Source organism: Mesorhizobium sp. dw_380 (assembly GCF_018588885.1).
Lineage (GTDB): Bacteria > Pseudomonadota > Alphaproteobacteria > Rhizobiales > Rhizobiaceae > Mesorhizobium.
The window spans coordinates 1-3,072 of sequence record NZ_JAFFIW010000091.1 but is presented as its reverse complement, the minus strand read 5'-3'; the positions used below and the strand labels follow the sequence as shown (position 1 = coordinate 3,072).

The 3,072-nt window shown below is 58.2% G+C and carries 5 protein-coding genes and 1 pseudogene; 2 read left to right on the top strand and 4 right to left on the bottom strand.

All coding sequences use genetic code 11. The features are described 5' to 3' along the window. Positions 1-26 precede the first annotated feature (26 nt). A pseudogene (locus JT360_RS32875) lies at positions 27-793 on the bottom strand (IS5 family transposase). Between the two features lie 92 nt (positions 794-885). Between JT360_RS32875 and JT360_RS32870 the strand changes: the two are divergent. Then, entirely contained in the window at positions 886-1,311 is a 426-nt protein-coding gene (locus JT360_RS32870) for a hypothetical protein (protein ID WP_214477552.1), read from the top strand. Positions 1,312-1,485: 174 nt separating this feature from the next. On the opposite strand, the gene JT360_RS32865 is transcribed toward JT360_RS32870, so the two are convergent. The 3 genes from JT360_RS32865 to JT360_RS32855 form a co-directional block, all read right to left on the bottom strand. Continuing rightward, positions 1,486-1,806, bottom strand: a complete 321-nt coding sequence (locus JT360_RS32865) for a hypothetical protein (RefSeq protein ID WP_214477550.1) — start codon at positions 1,804-1,806, stop codon at positions 1,486-1,488. Then, the gene (locus JT360_RS32860; RefSeq protein ID WP_214477547.1) at positions 1,803-2,039 is read right to left on the bottom strand and encodes a hypothetical protein; all 237 of its coding nucleotides are present in this window, start codon (positions 2,037-2,039) and stop codon (positions 1,803-1,805) included. The genes JT360_RS32865 and JT360_RS32860 overlap by 4 nt, the downstream gene beginning before the upstream one ends. Before the next feature lie 143 nt (positions 2,040-2,182). Then, the gene (locus tag JT360_RS32855; protein WP_214477555.1) at positions 2,183-2,500 is read right to left on the bottom strand and encodes a hypothetical protein; all 318 of its coding nucleotides are present in this window, start codon (positions 2,498-2,500) and stop codon (positions 2,183-2,185) included. Between the two features lie 380 nt (positions 2,501-2,880). On the opposite strand from JT360_RS32855, the gene JT360_RS32850 reads away from it, so the two are divergent. After that, positions 2,881-3,072: co-chaperone GroES (locus tag JT360_RS32850; protein ID WP_214477545.1), on the top strand; the 192-nt coding region annotated here is incomplete at its 3' end.

Below are 3,072 nucleotides of genomic sequence, written 5' to 3'. Positions count from 1 at the left end.
AAGCTGACATTCCGGTTTGGAACGGACTAGGCCGTAGACTCATAAGCGCGCAGCCACAGGCGCAATGAGGCGAGCTGGACCATAGCGAGGAAGTTGGCGGCGAGCTTGTCGTAGCGGGTGGCGATGCGGCGGAAGTGCTTCAGCTTGGAGAAGAAGCGCTCAATCAGATTGCGCTCGCGGTAGAGCCGTTTGCTGAAGCACGGCTTCCAGCGCCGATTGCTTTTAGGCGGGATGTTGGGTGTTGCACCTTGCTCCTCGATCAAGGAGCGGATGCGATCCGCATCGTAGGCCTTGTCGGCCAGCACGATGGTGCGCGGGCTGAGGTGGTTCAGCAGTTGATCTGTGATCTGACTGTCATGCGCCTGTCCGGCTGTCAGGCCGAACCGGATGGGGAGCCCTTGCGCATCGACAACGACGTGGATTTTCGTCGTGAGCCCGCCGCGCGATCGACCGAGACAGTGATCTGGCCCCCCTTTTTTGCCGTCGCGGCCTGCTGGTGGGCGCGAACAGAGGTGCTGTCGATCATCTGGATGTCACCGTCGTGCGCGGCGGCGATGGCATCCATCAGCCGGTCCCACACGCCCGCCTTCCGCCATCGCACGAAGCGGTTGTAGCAGGTGGTTCGTGGGCCGTAGCGCTCGGGTAGGTCGCGCCACGGCGCTCCGGATCGCAGCACCCAGAAGATGCGGTTCAGCACCCGCCGGTCATCCACGCGCGGCACCCCTCGCGGCTTGTTGGGCAACAGCGGCTCGATCACGCCCCATTCGAAGTCGGTCAGGTCATATCGGCTCATGTGAAGCCTGAATCAGATTTCGCAGCAATAAGAAAGCCGCCAGTCGAAAAGACTCCTAGCGGACGCAGTAGTTCACATTGTAAACGCTGTGAATGCCCGGTTCGATCTATGGATTCGTCAAGCAGAAACTGATTTCCCATGGTGTCGATAAGACCCCCGACGGGCTTATTACGATCACGAATCAGCGGGTTTTTCTGGACTTCGTTCGGCTTGAGCGAGCGGTAAGGATTGCTGATTTCAATGCAGTGCAGTCTGCGGTCAAGACAATTGACGAGCGTGTTGCGTCATTGGGAAAGCGGCACCTGATTGTTTTTGCGTACATGTATCTACGCTTTTCTGACGGAACTCCGAAAATGACCCATGCAGATGTTGAGACGGAAGACGGCGGCATATCGAGGTTGGTAGAATATAGACGCGCAGTCACACCAGAGGAGCGGCTTATCGCGGATTGGGGTCGGCTATTGGATGAACGGTTCGGAAAGAGCCTCCTCGGTCTAGTTTACGCTTCAAAACCGTGACCCAACCGGCCACTTTTGAAAGGACCGCTTTTCTATCCCCATAATTCCGCGTTTATGAGTTTACGTCCTAGCCAGAGAGGCGTCAGAAGCACACCTTGAACGTGCCGTGACGGCCGGCGAAATAGACGGCGGCGCGCGCTTCATTGAAGCTGCGGCTGGAGATGGGGGAGAGGGTCATGATTGGCCCACCACTGCCTCGTGTGGGACAATTGGCGGCGCCGCAACCCGCAGCCTCCGGCGCTCGGCATTGCGCTGGTTGAGGGACAACATGCTGCGCGTCGCATCCGACCGGCTGAGGCCAGTCATGGCGCCACCGTCGATCAGCGCCGGAATTCCGCTGAAGACATTACAGACGGTCCAAGTCCGATCCGCTTCGACGCGGCGGCCATATTGACGGTCCGCGAAGTCGCGTCCCGATGCCCCACCCTCATTGTCCCAGACCGCAAGCCCGGCGGCGTTGCGCTGCCGATCAGTTTCGTTGCTATAGGCATTCATGGTGTTGGCTTTTCCTCATTGATCGCTTCCGTGGCGCCGGAATAGAGCGTCGCGCCATTCGCGTCGATGATCGTCATGGCGTCCGGCCGCTGCGGCATGTTCAGGGTTTTTGCCAAAAGCCTGGCGAGCTCGATCGCATGGTCAAGGTTGGCCGCTTGCGCCGTCTCGCGCCCGATCACGGCATGCGCTTCGTCCGAGGTTCGGGTGCGATAGAATTCTATCACGATCTTCATCGTCATCCCTGCCCGTGACGCCACGTCACTTCTTGCCCTTGACGCGCGGGGCCCTGATATTGGCGGCAAGTCTGGCCTGGGCGCCGAATACGCTCTCAGGCTTGGGCGGGGCCTTTTCCTGCTTCGGCTTCCTGATCTCCCGGCTAGAGCGTTTCTGTCCTTTTGACATGTTCGAATATCCTTTCGCTCAGCGTTATGCTGTCACCCGGCGACATGTCGACCGCTTCGAGACTGTCCTGCGTCGCCACCCGTTCATGAAGTTCGATGTCGCTGCGGATGCGGTACTGCGGCGAATCTCCGCTCGGCGGGAGCGTTGCTGTAACGCGGTAGATTTCCGCGTTCTTTGGAAACGTTCCGAAGCCGCTCTTCAGTCGGACAGCCTGTCCGACGGCAAAGAAATGCGTTGCGGCTTCGCAGCGGACCGGGCGTGCGCCGCGTTGCATCAAGGTTGTGGTTCTCATCATTGTCTCTGGTCCAGCTCCAGCGCGGCTTGAAGGGATGCCGGTTCGATTGGCACCATCTGCTGGGTGGCACCGCTCGGGTTTTCACACAGAGCCAGATCGATCAAATCAACGAGCCTTGGATATGGGCCTCAATTGAGGTCAAAACACGGTTGAGCGCAATTTTATTTGAGTTTGTTGAATAACAAATTCGCGTACGGAAATTACTACCCGATGAAAGTTTTCCTCCACTGCGAACGCTTTTTAAACCTCTCGAATTAATTATTTCAATTTTTCTTGGACATTCCATGGGAATTAATTCTGGCACTCCTATCTATCGAGTGCCGACGTGCCTATATAACACCAGCGGCCGCCGATGCCGGCCCCAGAAAGAAGCTCCCATGAAATTCCGGCCACTCCACGACCGCGTCGTCATACGGCGCGCCGAAGGCGATGTCAGATCCAAGGGCGGCATCATCATTCCCGACAATGCCAAGGAAAAGCCGCAAGAAGGTGAAGTCATTGCCGTCGGCCCCGGTGCACGCGACGAAAACGGCGCGCTTGTTCCGCTCGACGTCAAAGCCGGCGACTTG

Bases quoted from the DNA above. Each gene is read 5' to 3' on its own strand.
- JT360_RS32870 (WP_214477552.1), top strand. From the start codon at position 886: ATGCCCGGTTCGATCTATGGATTCGTCAAGCAGAAACTGATTTCCCAT.
- JT360_RS32865 (WP_214477550.1), bottom strand. From the start codon at position 1,806: ATGAATGCCTATAGCAACGAAACTGATCGGCAGCGCAACGCCGCCGGG.
- JT360_RS32860 (WP_214477547.1), bottom strand. From the start codon at position 2,039: ATGAAGATCGTGATAGAATTCTATCGCACCCGAACCTCGGACGAAGCG.
- JT360_RS32855 (WP_214477555.1), bottom strand. From the start codon at position 2,500: ATGAGAACCACAACCTTGATGCAACGCGGCGCACGCCCGGTCCGCTGC.